The organism is Streptomyces sp. NPDC093510, from assembly GCF_040683555.1.
Classification (GTDB): domain Bacteria; phylum Actinomycetota; class Actinomycetes; order Streptomycetales; family Streptomycetaceae; genus Streptomyces.
Genome location: NZ_JBFBEE010000032.1, coordinates 91,569 through 109,671 on the forward strand (window position 1 = coordinate 91,569; position 18,103 = coordinate 109,671).

Here is an 18,103-nt window from a genome sequence, read left to right on the forward strand (position 1 = left end):
CGTACGTTCGTACGTCAGGCGGTGATGCGCCGCACCGCCGCCTTGACGGAGGCGCGCAGCCGCTCCTTGTCGGCGTCCTCGTCCCCGACGAGGATTCGCCGCATCTGCGGCACGGCCGTGGCCCAGCCGGCCAGCGCGACCACCATGAAGAGCAGGTGGGACGCGGGGATCTCGTCGCTGATGACGCCCCGGGCCTGGGCGTCGGCGAGGACGGCGACCTTGCGGTCGTAGAGGCCGCGGCGCTCCTGCTCGTCGGGGAGCTCGTCCGTGCTGTACTCGATGCCCTCCCAGAACAGCAGGCGCAGCAGCTCGGGATGGGCGGCGTGGTAGTCCATCAGCTGGTCCATCCAGCCGTCCATGTCGTCCGCGTCGACCGGGTTGGCGGCCGCCATCTCCAGCATCCGCGCTTCCAGGACCTGTGTGAACAGCTCCGCCTTGTTGCCGAAATAGGCGTAGATGAGCTGCTTGTTGGCCTTCGCCTGGTTCGCGATGCGGTCGATGCGGGCGCCCGCGATGCCGTACCGGGCGAACTCGGCGACCGCCGCCTCGAAGATCCGCGCCTTGGTGGCCTCGGGGTCTCTCACTGCCATGCCCACAGGGTAGGCGAACCCATTCGGGTAACCAACCGTTTGGTTGCTTGACAGCGCGGCTCCGACGGGCGCAGACTTTTTCCAACCAACCGGTTAGTTACTTGGCCTGGGCCACCTTGGCCGCGGCCACCTTGTCCACGACCACACGGTCCCGATGGAGTCCTACGCCCATGCCTTCATCAGCGAAATCCGCGCCACCCACGACACCTACGACACCCACGACACCAACCGTCACCGGTACGGCCACCGGTACGGCCACCGGGACAACCGTCCGGCCCGGCCTGTTCCTCGTCCTCATCGCGGTCTGCACCGCCGTCACGGCTGCCAACGTCTATATAGCCGCGCCGCTGCTGCCCCTGATGGCCCGCGACTTCGGATCGACTCCGTCGGCCGTCGCCTGGATCGCCTCGGTGGCCCAGTTCGGGTACGCGGCGGGGCTGCTGTTCTTCGCCCCGCTCGGCGACAGGGTGAACCGCCGCAGACTCGTCGCGGTGCTCTCCGTGGTCACGGCGGCGGCGCTCGGCCTGGGCGCGGCCGCCTCGGGGGCCACCGCGCTCGCCGCCGCCGTCCTGGTGGCCTCCGCGGCGACGGTCGTCCCGCAGCTGCTCGTGCCGCTGGTCGCCGAGCGGGCACCCGCGCACCGGCGGGCCAGGCATGTCGCCGCGCTCATAGCGGGCCTCTTCACGGGCCTCGTCGCGGCCCGTGTCCTCGGCGGCCTCGCCGGCCAGGCCTTCGGATGGCGTTACGTCTTCGTGGGCGCCGCCGTCCTCACGGCACTGCTCGGCCTGGCCTCCGCCGCGGTGCTGCCCGCCGAGCGCGGCCGTCGGCCCGGCCCGCTCTTCTCCGGCCTGGCCCAACTGCCCGCCGTGGTGCGGGGCTCCGCGGAGCTGCGACGCGCCTGCATACGCCAGGCCGGGATGTACGGGGCGTGGAGCGCGCTGTGGACCTCGCTGGCCCTGCTGCTCACCGGCAGCGGCGACGACGGGTACGGCATGACGACCGCCGCCGCGGGTCTCTTCGGTCTCTTCGGTCTCGCCGCCGCTGTCGTGGCACCGCTCGCGGGCGGCCTCGTCGACCGCTTCGGCGCGGCCAAGATCGTCTCGTACGCGTACGGGACGGCGGCGGTGTCGGTGCCGCTGTTCTGGCTGGGCGGCGGGGCGCTGTGGGCCCTGTGCGCGGCGGCGGTCGTCCTGCACATGGCGTTGGTCGCCAACCACGTCGCCAACCAGACCCGGGCGCTGACGGCGACCTCCAGCCCGGCGGTCGCCAACACCGCCTATGTGGTGGCCGGTTTCGCGGGCGGAGCGGTGGCCTCCGCCCTCGCGGGCACCGCGTTCACCCACTGGGGGTGGACGGGCGTGTGCGCGGTCGCCGCCCTCTGGCTCGCGCTCGGCTGGGCGACGACCACGCTGCCGGCGCGGACGACTCTCAGATCCGGGTGACGTCCAGTGCCCCCTCGGCGAAGCGCCCCCGCAACACCTTCTTGTCGAACTTCCCCACGCTCGTCTTCGGCACCTCCGCCACCACGGACCACCGTTCCGGAAGCTGCCACTTCGCGATGCCGCTGGTGGCGAGGTGCTCACGGAGAACCTGGAAGTCAGGTGCGGCGCCCCCCTTGAGCACCACGGCGGCCAGCGGCCGTTCGCCCCACTTCTCGTCCGGGACGGCCACGACGGCGGCCTCGGCCACGTCGGGGTGGGACATGAGGGCGTTCTCCAGCTCGACCGAGGAGATCCACTCGCCGCCCGACTTGATGACGTCCTTCGCCCGGTCGGTCAGGGTGAGGAACCCGTCCGGGCTGATGACGCCGACATCGCCGGTCTTCAGCCACCCGTCCTCGCTGAACTTGTCCTCGGGGCGCGACGGCTCGCCGTCCGGACCGCCGAAGTACGCTCCCGCGATCCACGGGCCGCGCACCTCCAGCTCACCGGCCGATTCGCCGTCCCAGGCGAGCTCTTCGCCGCTCGGGCCGATGAGGCGCCCCTCGACTCCGGCGGGGAAACGGCCCTGCGTGATCCGGTAGGCGAACTCCTCGTCGGAGCCGGGCGCCGCGGAGGCCGGCGGCCTCGCCACCGTGCCCAGAGGGGAGGTCTCGGTCATTCCCCAGGCGTGGAACACCCGCATCCCGAGCGCGTCGAACGCCTTCATGAGGGCGGGCGGACAGGCCGAACCCCCGATGGTCACCTGCGTCAGGGAACCGACGTCACGCGGTTTGGCGGTCAGTTCGGCCAGCAGGCCCTGCCAGATCGTCGGGACGGCCGCGGCGTGCGTGGGCCGCAGGCTCTCGATCATCTCGGCGATCGGGGCGGGCTGGAGGAAGCGGTCCGGCATCAGCATGTTCACACCGGTCATGAAGGCCGCGTGCGGCAGACCCCAGGAGTTGCAATGGAACTGCGGGACGATGACGAGCGAGAGATCCGCGTCCGTGAGGCCCATGGACTCGGTCATGTTGACCTGCATGGAGTGCAGGTAGATGGACCGGTGGGAGTACGCGACGCCCTTGGGTTCCCCCGTGGTGCCGGAGGTGTAGCAGAGGGAGGCCGCCCGGCGCTCGTCCAGCTCGGGCCAGTCGTAGGCCGTGGGGCGCCCCGAGATCAGTTCCTCGTACTCGTGGACCCGTACACCGGAGGCCGCGTCCAGCGCCGTGCGGCATTCCTGCGTCATCGGCCCGGAAACGACCACGTGCTCCAGCTGGGGCAGGTTCGGCAGAAGCGGCAGCAGCAACCCGACCAGCGAGCCGTTCACCAGGATCACCTTGTCGCCCGCGTGGCGTGCGACATAGCCCAACTGCTCGGCGGGGAGCCGGAGGTTCAGGGTGTGCAGGACCGCGCCCATGGACGGCACCGCGAAGTACGCCTCGACGTGCTCGGCGTTGTTCCACATCAGGGTCCCCGTGACATCGCCCTCCGCGACGCCCAGTTCCACCAGGGCGTGTGCGAGCTGGGCGGCGCGCTCGCCGACCTCGCGGTAGCTGCGGCGCTGCGGGGCGCCCTCGCCGGTCCAGGTGATGACTTGCGACGTCCCGTGCACGGTCGTTCCGTGCCGCAGGAGGCGGGTGACGGTCAGCGGTACGTCCTGCATCGTGCTCAGCACGGCGTCCTCCTGGGGCGACATCGCCTACGCGGCAGTAAGGGCTGCGCTGATTCTGCGCGCATACCGCGCGGTATGTCACTAGTCCAGGGGATGATCGATCATCGGCGGCACCGTGGCCGCTCAGCGGACCGGCGTGAGCTCCGGGTCCTCACGGAGCTTGCCGAGCGCTCGCGACACCGCGCTCTTGACGGTGCCGATCGACACCCCGAGCACCTCGGCGGTCTGCGCCTCACTCAGATCCTCGTAATACCTGAGGACGACCATCGCGCGCTGCCGCGCCGGCAGCTTCATGATCGCGCGCCACATCGCGTCACGGAGCACCTGCTGCTCGGCCGGGTCCCCGGCCGGCGTCACCTCGGGCTCCGGCAGCTCGTCGCACGCGAACTCGTCGACCTTGCGCTTGCGCCACTGCGACGTGCGCGTGTTCAGCAGGGCCCGGCGCACATAGCCGTCGAGCGCGCGGTGGTCCTCTATCCGGTCCCACGCCACGTACGTCTTGGTGAGCGCGGTCTGCAGCAGGTCCTCGGCATCGCTCGGATTCGCGGTCAGCGAGCGGGCGGTGCGCAGCAGTACGGGCTGGCGGGCCCGCACGTAGGACGCGAACGACGGGTACGCGCAGGGCCCGGTGGCCCGTGTCGGACCCGTGCCCCGCGTCGCGGCCTTGGAAGCGCTGGTGCACACGGACACCATGGATGCGGTCATGGCTCCACGCTAGAAGCGCCCCCTACTTCGCGGATCGGCCGCAGGTCCCGAAGCCGTGTCCGCCTCAGGTTGTACGAGTGGTGCTGGCTCCACCTCCTACAGGTGGAGGAGGCGGAGCACGTCCCTGAGGGTTGACCCCCGAGAGCCGCCCGGACGGACAGCCCGCCCGGACGGCCGCCCCCGCTAGCTGATGCGTGCCACGGGGGCGTGCACCAGATTGCGGTCGATCACCACGGTGCGCCCGCCGTGCCGCTCCTTCACGTTCCCCGCGTACTGGTGGATACGCCGTGCCGGACGCCACGCGTTGCTGCTCAGCGCGGGCTCCCGGTACAGGTGGGGCGGGGTGTGCCAGCGCGCGAACCACATCACCGACGGCAGATCGCGCACGCCCGAGCGCCGCGCCAGGTCCATGTGCCGCACACCGGCGTCGGCGCTGCTGTAGAAGCCGGGGACGTAGCCGTGTCTGCGCACTTCGCGGTTCCAGGAGCGGACGAAGGCGAGCGTGGTGTGCGCGCAGTTCTTCTGGCGGTAGGTGTACGCCTCCATGTCCAGATAGAGCGGACTCCGCTGCCGGATGCCCATCGCCTTCGCCGTGCGGACCGCGTCACGGCCCTCGTTCCTCCCCTGACGCCAGGGGTACCGCCCCATGCGGATGTGCTTCTTGTTCTTCGCCACGACGCACGGCGACTGCGACCCGACGTACACCGGAAGGACCTTCCAGCCCATCCGCTTCACCTCGCGCAGCCAGCTGTGGTTCAGATGCGGCTGGCGCTTGCAGGCCCGGCCGCGCCCCGCGTAGTACACGCCGACCGCGCGGTACTTGGACTGCCGCCAGCGTCGCATGGTGTCGATGGACTGGGTGTGGCAGGTGTCGAAGGCCCAGCCGCGGAAGGTCGACACCCCGGCGGGGGCCTTGCCGGCGGGGCGGTCGGACGCGGCACCCGGCGGCGAGGCGGTCAGATCCACGGTCAGGACCGTCAGGACGAGGACGAGTCCAATGATCATTTTTTGGAGACGCATACGCCGAGTGAAAGGGCCGGAACCCGTCCCGTGTCAGGTAGACGCGCCGCGTTCAGCCGTCCGACCGCAGAATCAGCCCCGATGTGGGGACGCCGGTGCCCGCGGTGACCAGAGTGAGCGCGGCGCCGGGCAGCTGGTTCACGGAGGTGCCGCGCACCTGCCGGACGGCCTCCGCGATGCCGTTCATGCCGTGCAGATAGGCCTCCCCCAACTGGCCGCCGTGCGTGTTCATGGGCAGCCGCTCCTCGGCGACGAAGCCCGCCGCTTCCCCGGGTGCGCAGAACCCGAACTCCTCCAGCTGCATCAGCACGAACGGTGTGAAGTGGTCGTAGAGGATTCCGACGTCGATGTCCTCCGGAGCCAGCCCGGAGGTGCGCCACAGCTGCTTCGCCACCACTCCCATCTCGGGAAGCCCGCTCAGGTCGTCGCGGTAGAAGCTGGTCATCTGCTCCTGGGCACGACCCGCGCCCTGGGCCGCCGCCGCGATCACGGCCGGCGGACGCGGGAGGTCGCGGGCCCGCTCCACGCTCGTCACGACGACGGCCTGGCCGCCGTCCGTCTCCTGACAGCAGTCCAGCAGACGCAGGGGCTCGACGATCCAGCGCGACGCGGCATGGTCCTCCAGCGTGATCGGCTTCCCGTGGAAGTACGCCGCGGGGTTGGTGGCCGCGTACTTCCGGTCCATGACGGCCACCTGGCCGAAGGCGTCAGGCGTCAGACCGTACGTGTGGAGGTAGCGCTGAGCCGCCATCGCCACCCAGGAGGCGGGGGTCAGCAGTCCGAACGGCAGGGCCCAGCCCAGCGCCGCGCCCTCGGCGGACGGCTCGCGCCGCTGCACCCCGGAGCCGAATCTGCGCCCCGAACGTTCGTTGAACGCGCGATAGCAGACGACGACCTCCGCCACTCCGGACGCCACCGCGAGGGCCGCCTGCTGGACGGTGGCGCAGGCCGCGCCGCCGCCGTAGTGGACGCGGGAGAAGAAGGACAGCTCCCCGATGCCCGCCGCCTGGGCGACCGTGATCTCCGGGCTGGTGTCCATGGTGAAGGTGACCATGCCGTCGACGTCGGCCGGGGTGAGCCCGGCGTCGTCGAGCGCGGCGCCCACCGCCTCCACGGCCAGCTTGAGCTCGCTGCGCCCCGAGTCCTTGGAGAACTCGGTCGCCCCGATGCCGACGACGGCGGCCTTTCCGCCGAGGCTGTCGCGCGTACGGACGCTCATGCGGTGCCTCCCGCGGGAACGGTGACCGTGACGGTGCCGGTCACGTGCTTGCCGATGCCGTTGGCCCCGACGACCTTGACGACGGCCGTGTCACCGCCGGGCCCCGCCTCGACGTCCTCGACTACGCCGGTCAGCACCATCGTGTCTCCCGGATAGTTGGGCGCACCGAGGCGTATCGCCACCTTGCGGAGCACGGCGGTGGGACCGAAGTGATCGGTGACGTACCGTCCGACCAGGCCGTTGGTCGTCAGGATGTTCATGAAGACGTCGGGGGAGCCCTTGGCCCGCGCGAGCTCCGCGTCGTGGTGCACGTCCTGGTAGTCGCGGGACGCGATGGCTCCGGCGACGATCAGCGTGCGGGTGATCGGAACTTCCAGCGACGGCAGCTCCTCTCCTTTCGCCACGCCGAAGCCCGCCTTGGCCCCGGCCACCTCCGCGTGGGCACCCGCTTTCACCCCGGCCGCCTCCGCGTGGGCACCCGCTTTCGCCCCGGCCACCTCCGCATGGGCACCCGCCTTCGCCCCGGTCGCCTCTTCTGTGCCGACGTCCTCTTTCATGCCGGCTCCTCCTTCGCGATCAACTCGCCCAGTTCCTCCAGGGCTTCGCTGCCGCACCCCAGGTACGCGTCCAGCTGCCGCCCCCACAGGAAGTGCCGGTGCGCGGGGTGGTCGAGGTCGGCGCCCGTGCCGCCGTGCAGGTGCTGGCCCGCGTGCACGACGCGCTTGCCCGCCTCCGACGCCCACCAGGCGGCGGTCAGCGCGTGCGTGCCGTACGGCAGACCGGCGTCACGGCGCCAGGCCGCCTCGTAGGCCGTGACTCTGATCGCCTCGGTGTCCATATGGGCGTCGGCGGCGCGCAGTTGGACGGCCTGCTTCGCGGCGAGGGGGCGGCCGAACTGCTCGCGCTCGTTCGTGTGGGTCACCGCGCGGGCCAGCGATCCCGCGCACACCCCGGCCTGCAGCCCGGCGAAGGCCGTCCGCGCGGCGGCCCGCACGTCCTCGTAGGCTCCGGGGCCGCCCAGCCGCTCCCCGGGCGCCCGGTCCAAGGCCAGCCGGCCCGCTGCCCAGGGCGCGGTCAGTTCGACCGGCTCCACACACGCGTCGGCGACCCGCACCAGCCACAGGGTCCGGTCGGCCGCCGCCACCAGGACCTGCGTCGCGTCCCGCAGCCACGGCACCCACCCCACCGTGCCGCTCAGCGTCCCGTCCGGGGCCGCCTCCACCCCGCTCCGGGCGGGAAACGCACCCGTGGCGACCGCGCTTCCCTGCCGGAGCGGCGGCAGCAGCCGGGACCGCTGCTCGGCCGTGCCGTGCGCGGCCACCGCGAGCAGGCCGTAGACACAGCTCGCCGCGAAGGGAACCTGTGCCGTCACCCGCCCCTGCTCCTCGAGGAGCAGCACCAGGCCGAGCAGCCCGATGTCCTCCACCGCACCCGGCAGCCCCGCCGCGCACAGGGCCTTCCACAGCTCGGGGTCCGAACCGGTGCCCGCCGCCGCGAGCCGCTCCGGTGTGGCCAGGTCGGCGAAGATCTCTCCGGCGAGGCCGCGCGCGGCCGCCTGCTCCTCCGTGGGCGTGAAGTCCATGTCAGCCACCTCCTCGCTCCGCGGCCGGCCGCGACGAGCCCCCGGCGGCCTCCGCGCCTTCCAGATGCCGGAACAGGGGGAGCTCCAACTCCGCGTCCACCCGCTCGAACACGAGGCGCACGGGCATCCCGATCCGCACCTTGTCGTGCGGCACCCCGGTGAGGTTGCTGATGACGCGCACGCCCTCCGCCAGCTCGACGAGCACCACGGCGTACGGAGGGTCGAAGGCGGGGAAGGGCGGGTGGTGCATCACGACGTACGAATAGACGGTGCCCTCGCCGCTCGCCTCGACCGTGTCCCACTCGGGCGAACCGCACGCGTTGCAGCCGGGCAGCCAGGGGAAGCGGAGCGTGCCGCAGCCGCCGCAGCGCTGGATGAGCAGGCGGTGCCCGGCGACGCCTTCCCAGAAGCCCGCGTTGTCGCGGTTGACGACCGGGCGGGGCCGCTCGCCTTCGGGTCTCCGTCGCGCCGGGGCGTACTTGAGGATGCGGAAGCGGTGTGTTCCCGCGAGTTCGCCGTCCGCGCGGACGTCCATCCGTGTCGTGACGAAGTGCCCCGTGCCCAGCTTGGTCGTCTTGCGCTCCGACACCGACTCGATCACCGCGTCGAAAGTGATCTCCTCGCCCGGCCGCAGCGCCCGCAGATACTCCTGCTCGCAGTCGGTGGCGACCACCGAGGTGTAACCGGCACCGTCGAGCAGGCCGAACAACTCGCCGTAGGCCTCCGAGCGGCCGCCGTGGCCGCCGTGGCCGCCGTGGCCGCCGTGGCCGCCGTGGCCGCCGTGGCCGGAGAGGCCGCCCATCGTCCAGACCTGCAACATCGTCGGGGGCGCCACCGGGTCCGCGCCCGTGTAGGCGGGATGAGTGTCACCCATCGCCTCGCACCAGTGCCTGATCATGGGTTCGTTGACCGGGTCCTTGCCGCGGCCCGCCTCGGCCGCCGCCCTGCCCTCGAACGCCTTCAACTCCTCGTACGCGATGTCCCGCACCGCCGTCCCTGCCGCCACTGCGTTCCCCTCCGCCACCGCCGCCACCGCGTTCCCCTCCGCCACCGGCGTCACCGCGTTCCCCTTCGCCACTGCCGTCACCGGCGTCACCGCCGCCCCCTCCGCATACCGAGCCGCATCGTCGCGACGATCTCGCGCTGCACCTCGCTCACCCCGCCCCCGAACGTGTTGATCTGCGCGGCCCTGTTCATCCGCTCCAGCTCACCGTCCCCGAGACCGCCCGGCGAACCGGCCCGCACGAGGCCCGCCTCGCCCGCGACCTCCTGGCACATGCGGTACACCTCCACCGCCGACTCGGTCCCGGTGAACTTCACGCCGCTCGCGTCGCCCGGCGCCAGTCGGCCGGCGCCCACATCGCCCACCAGACGCCAGTTGAGCAGGCGCGTCGCCGCGAGACGGGCATGCACCTCGGCCAGTCTCGACCGCACCCACGGCGCGTCGATCCGGCGCTCGCCCGTCAGTGGATCGGGCGTCCGCGCCCGGTCCAGCGCCGCCGCGTAGAAGTCCTCGGCCTGCATGCCGATCGCGGCGAGCGCCACCCGCTCGTGGTTGAGCTGGTTGGTGATGAGACCCCAGCCGCCGTTCTCCTCACCGACGAGGTTCGCGGCGGGCACCCGGACGCCGTCGTAGTACGTCGCCGTCGTCGTCAGCCCGCCCACCGTCTCGATCGGCGTCCAGGAGAAGCCGGGGTCGCCGGTCGGCACGAGGAGGATGGAGATGCCCTGGTGCTTCGGCGCGTCCGGGTCGGTGCGGCAGGCAAGCCAGATCCAGTCGGCGTCCTGCGCGTTCGACGTGAAGATCTTCTGCCCGTCGATCCGCCAGCTGTCACCGTCACGGTCGCGCACGGCCCGGGTCCGCAGCGACGCCAGGTCCGTGCCGGCGGACGGCTCGCTGTAGCCGATCGCGAAGACCAGGTCGCCGCTGAGGATGCCGGGCAGAAAGGTGGCCTTCTGCTCCTCGGTGCCGTACTTCATGAGGGTCGGGCCGACGGTGTTCAAGGTGACCATCGACACCGGGGCGCCCGCGCGGTATGCCTCGTCGAAGAAGACGAACTGCTCGTCGGCGCCCCGCCCTTGCCCGCCGTACTCGACGGGCCAGCCGAGCCCGAGCATGCCGTCGGCGCCGATCCGTCGCAGCAGTCGGCGCCGTCCCTGCGCGTCCGCGCCGTCGGGCGGCCCTTCGGGCATCACGTCCCGGAAGTAGGAGCGCAGTTCGGCACGGAGTCGGCGCTGGCGTTCGGTGGGGGCGAGGTGCACGGGGGCGGCCTCTCCTTCTCGTACCGACAAGGCTTTCTGACTGTCCGTCAGTTACCGTGCCGGTGTCAAGGGATCACCCGCCGCCGCTCCTCCGGAGGAGATACGTCCCCGGAAGAGACGCCCCCGGTCCCGGAAGAGACGCCCCGGGGGGAGGGAACACGCCTGTGCGGCGGTGTCGTAACACCGCCGCACAGACCGTCACACCCCACAGCTCGCGCCCCTTGGAGCCGTCCCGAGCGGGTCCAGGGGCCACCGGCTCACCAGAGCTGGGCGAAGTTGACCGCGAGGTTGTCGTTCGACTGGTCGATCGCCGTGAACCCCGGACCGTTCGCCTGGGCGGTGTTGTTCTGGTTGGAGGCCCCGTTGCCGACGGCCTGCTGCTGCGTCGTGGACGAGTTGCCGCCGTTGTCGTCGCCGACACCACTGCCGTTCACGGTCGCGACACCCGCGTTCGATCCGTTGTTCGCGAAGGCTCCGTTGTCGGCCGTCGCGACGCCCGAGAAGAGCGCGGCAGCCAGCGGTACGGCCGCGGCGGCCGCGATGATGCGGGCGGTACGGATGCTTGCCATGTCTTTTCCTCCAGAGCTGGAGATACGCGCCGGCCGAGGCCGGGCGCACCGGAAGTACGGCTTGATCCAAGGCAGTTGGCCGACCGCCCCGGAGTGCGCTGCACGACGTCGCGAGTCCAGAGTTGCCCACCGAATCCCCGGCGAACCACCCAGGAAGCCGCGATTCCCCCGCAAGCGTGATGACATATCGATAAACGCTCCTAGCGCCCCCGACGGCCTCTCACGACGTTCGCGCACCTCCGGCCGGACCGCAGCTCAGGCCATACGCCGCAAGGGACGAAGCGTTCCTGCACCACCCTCCGCGCAGACCGCGCGCAGGGGCGGCGCCCCCTCCCCGACCACCCCGTCCGGCCCATTCCCCGACCGCTCCCCCTTCCCTTCTTCGAACATGCGTACGAAAATGAAGTCATGGCCACCACCGACCGCCATGCCACCACCCTCGCGCTCGCCCACGCCCTGTCGGCCGCCGAACGCGGCCTCGCGGTGATCCCGCTGTCCCGCACCAAGCTCCCGGCCCTGCGCTCCCCCCACCACGAAGACCCCCGGCCCGCCCTCTGCCACGGCGAATGCGGACGTGTCGGACACGGTGTGTACGACGCGACGACCGACCCACGCCGCATCCGCGAACTCTTCGCCGCCGCCCCATGGGCCACCGGCTACGGCATCGCCTGCGGGCTGCCCCCACACCATCTGATCGGCATCGACCTGGACACCAAGTCCGGTACGGACGCCTCGGCGGCCCTGCGCGAACTGGCGCTGCGCCACCTCTTCACGATCCCCGACACCGTCGTAGTGATCACGCCCAGCGGCGGCCGCCACATCTGGCTGGCGGGGCCGCCCGACACAGTGATCCCCAACTCGGCCGGCCGGCTGGCCCCCGGCATCGACATCCGGGGCGCGGGCGGCTACCTCGTCGGCCCCGGCTCCCGCACCGAGCACGGCCTCTACAGCACAGCGCCCGGCACGGCACGCCTGCCACCAGCGCACTGTCCCCCGTCCCTGCTGCGCCTGCTCACGCCCCCGCCCCGCACCCCCCAGCACGCAACCCGACCGACCGGCCACCCCCCGGCCGAAAACTCGCCGGTCAGCCACTCACCGGCCGGACACCCCGCCCCAGAGCCCCAACGCGGCCACGGCTTGGTCCAATTCGTCCTCGCCGCACACGAGGGCCAGCGCAACACCCGCCTCTTCTGGGCAGCCTGCCGCGCCTACGAGAACGGCTTCGGCGAAACCCTGGCCCCCCACCTCACGGAAGCGGCACTCCGTGTAGGCCTCACCGAACGCGAGGCCCACTCGACCATCGCCTCGGCGGCCCGCCTCACGGGCCATGCGTGACCGCATACGCCCGTGATGTGACCTCACCTCCTGCTCAGCAGACAGCCCGCGCACTATCTGCTGTACGAAGGGCCCCGAGATGTCATAAAGTGGTCAGGCTTCTGCGCCGGAGGTTTCGGCAGCAGTGGCTGGAGTTCCTGTTCCTTCTGCGTCGATCTTGAGGTGACGTCCTATCAACCAGGCCAAGTAGTCGTCCGCGTTCCCCACGTGCTGTCTTGTCGCACGTGTCCGGGGGCGGACGTCGCGCTGGTCTGAGTTGCGTCACCCCCGCAGTTTTCTGTCTTTTCCCGGGTGCAGCTCTGCCGTCTGCCCCGGGTTTCGTGTTTTCCGGCCCCGGTGCGGCTTTCGGCAGGGCTCCCCGATTCCTTTGGATCAGGAGTTCCCGTCGTGTCTTCCTCCGCGCTCGACAACGAGCCGCAGCACACCACCCAGTCCCCAACCCGCCCAGTACCTGGCTTGTCGAAGATGGGCCTGGCTGCCTGGACCGCCCTCTTGGTGCTCCTGGGCGCCGAGCTGATGGACATGATCGACCAGTCGGTCGTCCTCACCGCCCTGCCCGCCATCCAGGAGTCCACTGGCGCCGGACCGGACACGGTGCAGTGGCTGACCACCGGCTATTCACTGCCCATCGCCGTCGGGCTGATCACCGGCGGACGCCTCGGCGACCTCTACGGCCGGCGCAGGGTCCTGCTCATCGGCACCGTCGTGTTCACCGCGGCCTCGCTGCTGTGCGGCCTCGCTGCCGGGCCGGGCGTGCTGATCGCCGCCCGCGCGCTCCAGGGCGTGGGAGTGGCCGTGATGATCCCGCAGATCCTGGCCACCCTTCATGTCACCTTCGAGGGACAGAACCGCAGCAAGGTGTTCGGCCTGTACGGAGCCGTCATGTCACTCGCCAATGTTCTGGGCCCGGTGATGGGCGGTCTGCTGACCGAGGCGGACCTGTTCGGGATGTCCTGGCGGCCGATCTTCCTGGTCAACGTGCCCGTCGGCCTCGCCGTGATCCTCCTGGGACGCAGGTTCATCCCCGAGTCGACCGTGAAGAAGGCCGACCGGCTCGACCTCACCGGCATGCTGCTGTCCGCGTTGGCCATGGTCCTGATCGTCTTCCCTCTCACCGAGGGGCACCTGCATCACTGGCCGCTGTGGTGCTTCACCCTGCTCGCCGCGGGCGTTCTCGTCCTCGGCGCCTTCCTCCGCCACCAGCAGCGCAAACAGGGCAACGCACCCCTCGTGGCCCTGTCCCTCTTCCGGAGTCGGCAGTTCTCCGGCGGCATGGCCGCGCAGCTGATGCACGGTCTGCTGTGCGGGCTGTTCTTCATGACCTGGACGCTCTACCTCCAACGTGGGCTGGGCATGAGCCCCTTCCACGCGGCCCTGGCCTTCGTGCTGCTCTCCCTCGGAGAGCTGACTGGTGCGACGGTCGTGGCGAAGAGCGGCGGGCGCTTCGCCCGCCGGCTGCCACAGGCCGGTGCCCTCATCACCCTGGCCTCGATGGCTGCCTACGGGCTCCAGATCGACGCGGGCCAGGCGGCCTTGACCCTGCCGGCGATGACCGCTCCGGTGGTACTGATCGGGTTCGGCCTCGGCATGGTCGGCGGCCCGCTCGCCGACATGTCGCTGGCGCGAGTGCCGCACGAGGACGCCGGATCGGCCTCGGGCCTGTTCAACACCGTCATGCACCTGGGCATCGCCCTCGGTACCGCGCTGACCGCCCTGGTGTTCTTCGCCACCACCGACGGCTCCCTCGACGCCGGGCTCAACCGCGACGCGTTCATCACCGTGCTGTGGTGGGTCGGCAGCCTCCTCGCCCTGATGTGGGTCCTGCTGTTCTGCCTGCCCAAGCGGGCGAACAACCCAGCCGATTGCTGATGACGAAAAAGGGGCCGTCACCCGCGCGGGTGTGGGCCTCCTAGAGCTGCTGTCCCGCCACGTCGACCACGCTACGCTGCCGCCCATGGCTGAGGCATTCGTCTCCGGTGACGGCCACCGCGCGTGCGGCATCTGTCCGTCGCGACTCTTCCCGCTCGGTGAGTTCGACGTGGTCGAGCGTCCGTCTCGTGAGTGCCCCTTCAACCCGGAGGACGGCCACAGGTACACCCTGCGTGGTGTGCCTGTCTGTGTTCATCCAGAGAAGGTGGGGCTACCGCCCGCGCCGTACAAGACGGACGGGGTGGCTCTGCTCGGGGACGTAGCGCTACCCGCTGACGTCGCCGACCTTGATGAGTACCTGCGTGAACTGGTGCACGGCGCAGCACCTGGTGCGCTGGAGCTGCTGATCGACCTGGCAGACCGTGAGATCCGGCGAGCCTTCCCGGAGGTCGACGCGACTCTGGCGCTACGCCGTGCCTTCAACTAGCGCTCCTGGCTCGCCATGGGGAAGCCGGGAGCGAAGCGGCGGCCACCGTCAAGGACGCCGATCGGGCCGTACTTCGCGGTGACGACCGCCTTGCGCCTGGCGGTCTCCTCCTTGCCGAACCAGTAGCGCTCGTTCATCGGTCCCCACGCCTCCCGGTAGACCTGGTGGGTGTAGTCGCCGTGATCCCACTCGCCGATGACCTCGCAGTCGGTGGCGTGCACGAACTTGATGTTCGTACGGTCCTGGATGCGGCAGAGCACGGTGAACTGAGCGGCGAGCGCGTGGATCATCTCGTCGACCGGCACCGCCACGGGAATCTCGGCGGCCTCCTCGTTCTGGTCCGCCATCTCGTAGATGGCCGACTTGATCGCCATGGCACGCATGGCCTCGGGGAACAGAGGCTCGGTGTCCTTCGCGACGTCGAACCCATCCACCAGGGCGTACCCCGTGAAGCTCTGCCAGTCCTCGTCGTACTTCGCGCACGCCGTGCGCAGGCGGTCGAACTCGCGGTCAGCCTCGACGATCGCGAGGATGTCGCGAGCTCGCCGCGCCACAATCTCCGGGGCGGGCCGTACTAGCGTTGCGGACACTGCTGCACTCTCCTTCGTTGGTTGGTGCATCGGTGGGCCCGTCCGGCTGCCAACCGCCGTCACGCCAAGGCAGTCGGACGGGGGGCTACCGCCGTATGTGGGCGGCAGTACTGCCCTCCCTGGCCGCCCGTGGGGGAGCCACATTCACGCGGCCAGGAAGGAGTTCATGGGGTGGCCGGGCCTGCGGCAGTCACGCCGAGTACGAATCCGATCGACGCCGAGATGGTGATGATCAGGAGGGGCCCGGCGTAGCTCGTCACGCGGGCGGCTAACCGGCTCACGGCTGTTCGCCCGCACTGCGTTCATTGGCCTCTCGAACCTTGGCTCGGAGCACACCGCTGGCGGTGTCCTGTGCCTGACGGGCTCGATGCTGGGGGCACTGGCACGGTAGGTACTTCATCGACCCCGGGGGCGGCTCGTGCCCGTCAGCAGCATCGAGCTTCAGCACTCCGTCTGTGCCCTGTTTCTCGGTCATCCGGGCAAGTACTGCCCGCGCTTCGCTTCTCATGACTCAGCCCTTCGGCGGAGATGTCTGTGGCGAGCGGTTCGCCGATCTTTCGTGTGCTCTACGCAACCGCGCGACCACGCACGGCGGTACCGTTGCAGCACCCTCGGGACTTGAAAGCCTTGAAAGCACGCAAGAGCGTGGGGAGTTGAGAGTCATGGCGAAGCGCGACCCGAACGGAGCGCTCGGCCACCTGCTCGCCGAGAGCCGTTGGACGTACCGCCAGTTCGCACGGGCCGTAAACCGCATAGGCACGGAGACCGGCACCCCCTTGCGCTACGACGAGTCAGCCGTGAGCCACTGGCTTGGCGGCACCGTTCCACGTGACGTTGTGCGGGGTTGCATCCTCGAAGTCTTCTCCCGTCGGCTCGGCCGTCCGGTCACGCATGCTGAAGCGGGCCTGCCCGTTCCCCCCGATCACTCCCCTGTGCCCGCGGATACCGTGGAAGGGCTGATCGATCTGGGGAGGCAAGATATGGACCCGTCCCGCCGCAGAGTCCTGGGCGCGGGCCTGTTCTCGGTCGCCTTGACGATCCCCGGGTGGCCCGACGTGATCGGACGTGCTGAGGCCGTGCAGTCCGGCCGCGCGTCACGCATCGGCATGAACGAAGTAGACATGGTCATAGCGATGACCGAGCGCGTCTCAGAGCTGGACGACCAATTCGGCGGACGTCACGCCCGCCCCATGGCGGCCTCTTTCATGGTCAACACGGTCGCCTCGTACCTGCGCGCCGATGCTCCCGCCGATGTCCGGCAAGCGATGCAATCCGCTGCCTCCGACCTGCTGTACCTGACTGGATACATGGCCGTGGATGAAGGTCTCCACGGGCTCGCTCAGCGCTACTACGTCAAGGCTTTGAAGCTGGCTGGAGCGGCTGAGGATCACCTCACGTACTGCACGACCTTGCGTGGCATGAGTGTGCAAGCGGTCGATCTGCACCACGGGTCCAAGGCTATGGAACTGGCGGACGCCGCTGCCGCAGCATCCCCGAAGGCCGGCCCTCGGATGCGGGCCTTCCTGGCCGGTCAGCAAGCGCACACGGCGGCGCAGACGGGTGACCGTGCGAGCGCCCTTCGGTACATCCGGGAGGCAGAGGCCGCCATGGACCGCGCGGAATCTCGCGGCAAAGCGTTCGGCTCGTACGATCCGTCGTCGCTCAACTACCACATCAGCCAGGTGCGTTACGAACTCGGTGACGTGCCCGGAGCCGTCGAAGCCATGCAGCAATCAGACAAGGTCCGCTTCAGCGTCTACCGGCGGGCACGGGTTCGGCACCGTGCCACGCTCGCGGAACGACAGTTGGAGGTAGGCCACTTGGAAGCGGCTTGTGCCACCTGGCACCAGGCGCTCGACGACTACCCCATGGTCCAATCCGGGCGGGCCGACGATCGCGTGAAGACGATGTTCAGCCTGATTCGGCCGCACCTGAAGAATGCTGCGGCCCGCGATCTCTACGACCGAGCGCGAACGATCGCACCCCCAGCTTTGGTCAGCTGATCTGTTCCGCCTCGACCCGATGAGCGGCGCGCTGACCCACGAGGCCGGCCGTGCCGGGACTCCAGGCCCGCGTTCCGCGGTCGGCTTCTCCCTCCGGCTTGGCTTCGCTGTCGTTGGCCAGGTACCAGGCAGGTGGGGTGTAGTCGATTTTGAACTCACCCGTGGTCTCACCGACATCGGCGACGAAGCTACCGCGCCGTGGATGGTGCGGATGAGCCCTTCGTCTCGCAGCACGTTCAAGGCGCTTCTCACCGAACCGCATGCCCCCGGCCGCCAGATGGTAGAAGAGCCTCTTACCGCGGCGTCCGACACGTCCGACGTCGCAGTGCATATCACCTCGCTACGCGGAGTGGATGCGGCCCACCTGGTGCTCGCCAACGTCGACCTGACGGGGTGCCTGTTCACCGGGACCGTGCACCTGGACCAACTGCGGCTGGAGGGCGCTTGCCTCTTCAGCACTGTCCCGCGCTCCGTGCACCGGCGGGGCTGGCACCTCGCACGGTTCACCCAGCGGCGCACCCTCGTCGAAGAACACCACTGGCGGGCGCGGCAGCTAGCTGCGGCCCCCGGCTGGCAAGCGGCCCCGTCCGGCGCTGACCACGTCGGTCCGCTGCAACTGGCACCGGTGTACCGGGCGCTGCGTAAAGCGTTCGAGGATGGCAAGCACGAGCCCGGGGCCGCCGACTTCTACTACGGGGAAATGGGTGCGGCCTGCAAGCCGCTCCGGAACCAGCGAAGGCAACCGAGAGGAAGGAGGCCTTCCCCGCCAAGTGACCGACATG

The 18,103-nt window shown here is 70.2% G+C and carries 17 protein-coding genes and 1 pseudogene; 6 read left to right on the top strand and 12 right to left on the bottom strand.

All coding sequences use genetic code 11. The annotated features are described in order from the left end of the window. Positions 1–14: 14 nt before the first annotated feature. Positions 15–590: a TetR family transcriptional regulator gene (locus tag AB0N81_RS36330; RefSeq protein ID WP_365366148.1), complete on the bottom strand. Its 576-nt coding sequence runs from the start codon at positions 588–590 to the stop codon at positions 15–17. A 170-nt stretch (positions 591–760) separates the two neighbouring features. On the opposite strand from AB0N81_RS36330, the gene AB0N81_RS36335 reads away from it, so the two are divergent. Further along, positions 761–2,032, top strand: coding sequence for an MFS transporter (locus AB0N81_RS36335; protein WP_365366150.1), 1,272 nt, complete (start codon positions 761–763; stop codon positions 2,030–2,032). Here AB0N81_RS36335 and AB0N81_RS36340 read toward each other — a convergent pair. The 9 genes from AB0N81_RS36340 to AB0N81_RS36380 form a co-directional block, all read right to left on the bottom strand. Further along, on the bottom strand, positions 2,019–3,704 hold the full coding sequence (locus AB0N81_RS36340; protein ID WP_365366152.1) for a long-chain fatty acid--CoA ligase: 1,686 nt from the start codon (positions 3,702–3,704) through the stop codon (positions 2,019–2,021). The two genes, AB0N81_RS36335 and AB0N81_RS36340, sit on opposite strands and share 14 nt — an antisense overlap. Positions 3,705–3,803: 99 nt before the next feature. Continuing rightward, positions 3,804–4,385 (bottom strand): SigE family RNA polymerase sigma factor, encoded by a 582-nt coding sequence (locus AB0N81_RS36345; protein ID WP_365366154.1) that lies wholly within the window; start codon positions 4,383–4,385, stop codon positions 3,804–3,806. A 183-nt stretch (positions 4,386–4,568) separates the two neighbouring features. After that, positions 4,569–5,405, bottom strand: a complete 837-nt coding sequence (locus AB0N81_RS36350; protein ID WP_365366156.1) for a glycoside hydrolase domain-containing protein — start codon at positions 5,403–5,405, stop codon at positions 4,569–4,571. Between the two features lie 52 nt (positions 5,406–5,457). Continuing rightward, entirely contained in the window at positions 5,458–6,624 is a 1,167-nt protein-coding gene (locus AB0N81_RS36355; RefSeq protein ID WP_365366158.1) for a lipid-transfer protein, read from the bottom strand. After that, positions 6,621–7,028: a MaoC family dehydratase gene (locus AB0N81_RS36360; RefSeq protein ID WP_365366187.1), complete on the bottom strand. Its 408-nt coding sequence runs from the start codon at positions 7,026–7,028 to the stop codon at positions 6,621–6,623. Before AB0N81_RS36360 ends, AB0N81_RS36355 begins: the two co-directional genes overlap by 4 nt. 149 nt (positions 7,029–7,177) lie before the next feature. Then, positions 7,178–8,206 carry an acyl-CoA dehydrogenase family protein gene (locus AB0N81_RS36365; protein ID WP_365366160.1) on the bottom strand — a complete coding sequence of 343 codons (1,029 nt, stop codon included), beginning with the start codon at positions 8,204–8,206 and terminating at the stop codon, positions 7,178–7,180. A gap of 1 nt (position 8,207) precedes the next feature. Next, positions 8,208–9,212, bottom strand: coding sequence for a bifunctional MaoC family dehydratase N-terminal/OB-fold nucleic acid binding domain-containing protein (locus AB0N81_RS36370; RefSeq protein WP_365366189.1), 1,005 nt, complete (start codon positions 9,210–9,212; stop codon positions 8,208–8,210). A gap of 86 nt (positions 9,213–9,298) precedes the next feature. Further along, complete coding sequence (locus AB0N81_RS36375) at positions 9,299–10,468, bottom strand: acyl-CoA dehydrogenase family protein (RefSeq protein WP_365366162.1); 1,170 nt, start codon at positions 10,466–10,468, stop codon at positions 9,299–9,301. A gap of 257 nt (positions 10,469–10,725) precedes the next feature. Continuing rightward, the gene (locus AB0N81_RS36380) at positions 10,726–11,037 is read right to left on the bottom strand and encodes a hypothetical protein (protein WP_365366164.1); all 312 of its coding nucleotides are present in this window, start codon (positions 11,035–11,037) and stop codon (positions 10,726–10,728) included. Between the two features lie 408 nt (positions 11,038–11,445). Here AB0N81_RS36380 and AB0N81_RS36385 point away from each other — a divergent pair, with 408 nt between their 5' ends. The 3 genes from AB0N81_RS36385 to AB0N81_RS36395 all read left to right on the top strand — a co-directional run bounded on the left by AB0N81_RS36385 (position 11,446) and on the right by AB0N81_RS36395 (position 14,728). Then, complete coding sequence (locus tag AB0N81_RS36385; protein WP_365366166.1) at positions 11,446–12,372, top strand: bifunctional DNA primase/polymerase; 927 nt, start codon at positions 11,446–11,448, stop codon at positions 12,370–12,372. Between the two features lie 387 nt (positions 12,373–12,759). Further along, positions 12,760–14,241 carry an MFS transporter gene (locus AB0N81_RS36390; RefSeq protein WP_365366168.1) on the top strand — a complete coding sequence of 494 codons (1,482 nt, stop codon included), beginning with the start codon at positions 12,760–12,762 and terminating at the stop codon, positions 14,239–14,241. Positions 14,242–14,326: 85 nt separating this feature from the next. Further along, positions 14,327–14,728 (top strand): hypothetical protein, encoded by a 402-nt coding sequence (locus tag AB0N81_RS36395; protein ID WP_365366170.1) that lies wholly within the window; start codon positions 14,327–14,329, stop codon positions 14,726–14,728. On the opposite strand, the gene AB0N81_RS36400 is transcribed toward AB0N81_RS36395, so the two are convergent. Then, positions 14,725–15,318, bottom strand: coding sequence for a hypothetical protein (locus AB0N81_RS36400; protein ID WP_365366172.1), 594 nt, complete (start codon positions 15,316–15,318; stop codon positions 14,725–14,727). The genes AB0N81_RS36395 and AB0N81_RS36400 overlap by 4 nt on opposite strands. Before the next feature lie 662 nt (positions 15,319–15,980). Here AB0N81_RS36400 and AB0N81_RS36405 point away from each other — a divergent pair. Then, the gene (locus AB0N81_RS36405; RefSeq protein WP_365366174.1) at positions 15,981–17,321 is read left to right on the top strand and encodes a tetratricopeptide repeat protein; all 1,341 of its coding nucleotides are present in this window, start codon (positions 15,981–15,983) and stop codon (positions 17,319–17,321) included. Here AB0N81_RS36405 and AB0N81_RS36410 read toward each other — a convergent pair. Beyond that, positions 17,314–17,652 carry an SCO5717 family growth-regulating ATPase gene (locus AB0N81_RS36410; RefSeq protein ID WP_365366176.1) on the bottom strand — a complete coding sequence of 113 codons (339 nt, stop codon included), beginning with the start codon at positions 17,650–17,652 and terminating at the stop codon, positions 17,314–17,316. The genes AB0N81_RS36405 and AB0N81_RS36410 overlap by 8 nt on opposite strands. A gap of 18 nt (positions 17,653–17,670) precedes the next feature. Between AB0N81_RS36410 and AB0N81_RS36415 the strand changes: the two are divergent. Next, positions 17,671–18,103, top strand: a pseudogene (locus tag AB0N81_RS36415) (hypothetical protein); the annotation flags it as partial.